The organism is Vibrio sp. 10N.286.46.A8, assembly GCF_041470165.1.
Taxonomy (GTDB): Bacteria; Pseudomonadota; Gammaproteobacteria; order Enterobacterales; family Vibrionaceae; genus Vibrio; species Vibrio tasmaniensis_A.
Genome location: NZ_JBFRLX010000245.1, coordinates 1 through 2,249, shown reverse-complemented (window position 1 = coordinate 2,249; position 2,249 = coordinate 1). Strand labels below are relative to the sequence as shown.

1 protein-coding gene and 1 riboswitch are annotated in these 2,249 nt (G+C 44.3%); the gene reads left to right on the top strand.

Annotated features, from left to right (window positions below; all coding sequences use genetic code 11):
* Positions 1 to 559 precede the first annotated feature (559 nt).
* Positions 560 to 694, top strand: a riboswitch (glycine riboswitch).
* 128 nt (positions 695 to 822) lie between these two features.
* On the top strand, positions 823 to 2,193 hold the full coding sequence (locus AB4232_RS20275; RefSeq protein WP_372087871.1) for an alanine/glycine:cation symporter family protein: 1,371 nt from the start codon (positions 823 to 825) through the stop codon (positions 2,191 to 2,193).
* Positions 2,194 to 2,249 lie beyond the last annotated feature (56 nt).

Genomic DNA, 2,249 nt, shown 5'->3' with positions numbered 1-2,249 from the left:
ATACTGATACTGATACTTTAAGCTCAGTTAAACCTATTGCCCAAGCCAGAAGCACTTGAGCTTTGCTAACACGTTTATCCTATCTGCTCACAGACAGACTTAACGAGTTAACTCCGAAATCATCAGGCTGGCAGTATACAAAAGGAAGCTGCTAACGATAACTATCACTACCCATTTTTGCAGTTTTTCGTTTGTCCGGTAACGAAACAGCACAAATGCCAAAGCCAATAAAAAAACAATCGCTATTAATCGAGTCATAACTCCTCCTTGTTTCTCTATTTTATACCATTTAAATAAGCAAGTTACGTCAGAGACTCGTTGTTTGATCATTTAGTTGAACAACATTTGAGCAAACAGATATTTTGTAGCTGACATCACATTTTATATGATCTAGGATACGCCTACAGATTACCTAATTATTTAGGTAATTGTTCCGATGAAGACTGCAGGAGAGTGGCTTTTAACTAAATATTAACATTTAGTTAGATAAACCCGCCGAAGAAGTAAATCTTTCAGGCGCTTTGTGCTGGAGAAATCCAGAAAAGTGAGGACTGTCGTTGGAGGAACCTCTGGAGAGAACCGTACTACTTTTTTTGTAGCAAGCGGTCGCCGAAGGAGCAAGCTTAGTGCCCGTTACTTATCTATAAGTGATTCGCTAAGTGAAACTCTCAGGCAAAAGGACAGAGGAGTGGAAAGCAACAGCCTTAATTAACAAAAGAATTCTATCTAGAAATCCGTCTGTATTAAGTAGTGCTATCGATCCCTGTGATCTGCACTGCCTTCCCTCTTCTCCTTAAATTTTATATTTATTAAGGGGAATCTATGAACCACCTACAAGCTACACTACAAACCATCAACCAATTCGTCTGGGGACCACCACTGCTTATTCTGCTAGTGGGTACAGGCATCTACTTTACTTTTCGCTTAGGCTTACTCCAGTTTAGACACCTTCCAACTGCTCTAAAAATGGTGTTCACCAAAGACAAATCCGGCAAGGGTGACGTATCAAGCTTCGCCGCTTTGTGTACTGCACTTTCCGCAACTATTGGTACAGGTAACATCGTTGGTGTAGCGACCGCAATCAAGATTGGTGGCCCTGGTGCCCTATTCTGGATGTGGCTTGCCGCTGTATTTGGTATGGCGACCAAATACGCAGAATGTCTACTTGCCGTTAAATACCGCAGAACCGATAGCAATGGCGAAATGGTTGGCGGCCCAATGTACTACCTGCAATACGGTGTCGGCTCACGAATCTTAGCGGTAATGTTCGCTATCTTCGCTTTGGGGGTTGCCTGCTTCGGTATTGGTACGTTCCCACAAGTTAACGCTATCTTAGACGCGACTGAAATTTCATTTGGTGCTTCTCGTGAAATGTCAGCGGTTGTCCTCACGATACTAGTGGCGGTTGTAACCCTTGGTGGTATTCAATCTATCGCTAAAGTAGCAGGGAAAGTCGTTCCTACGATGGCGGTGATGTACGTCGTCGCGTGTTTAAGCGTTCTGATTTCAAATGCAGACCAACTACTGAATGCCATTACCCTTGTTGTGACTTCTGCGTTTACCAACACGGCAGCAACCGGTGGTTTCTTTGGTGCGAGCATCATGCTTGCTATCCAATCAGGTATCGCTCGTGGTGTGTTCTCGAACGAATCTGGCTTAGGTAGCGCACCAATGGCTGCAGCAGCGGCTAAAACAGACTCATGTGTGAAGCAAGGACTTGTCTCTATGACAGGCACCTTCTTCGATACCATCATCATCTGTACGATGACAGGTCTGGCGCTTATCTTAACGGGCGCTTGGCAGACGGACCTTTCTGGCGCTGCGATGACCACTCACGCGTTCGCTGTTGGTTTGAATGCAGACACCCTTGGCCCTATGTTGGTTTCTGTTGGCTTAATCTTCTTTGCGTTTACAACAATTTTAGGTTGGAACTACTACGGTGAGCGCTGTGTTGTTTTCTTGCTGGGTACCAAAGCAGTATTGCCTTACAAGATTATCTTCATCGGCTTGGTTGCTTCTGGTGCATTCTTAAAGCTCGACATGATCTGGATAATGGCGGATATCGTGAACGGCCTAATGGCAATTCCGAACCTAATTGGGCTTATCTTACTGCGCCATGTTGTTATCGAAGAAACCAAGTTATTCTTCAAACCGCTAACTTCCTCAAAGGATTGCGAAGCAGTTAAAGCATAATAAGAATTAAGCGATCAAAAACGCCCGCAATGATGTGCTAATGCCGATCGTTTAAG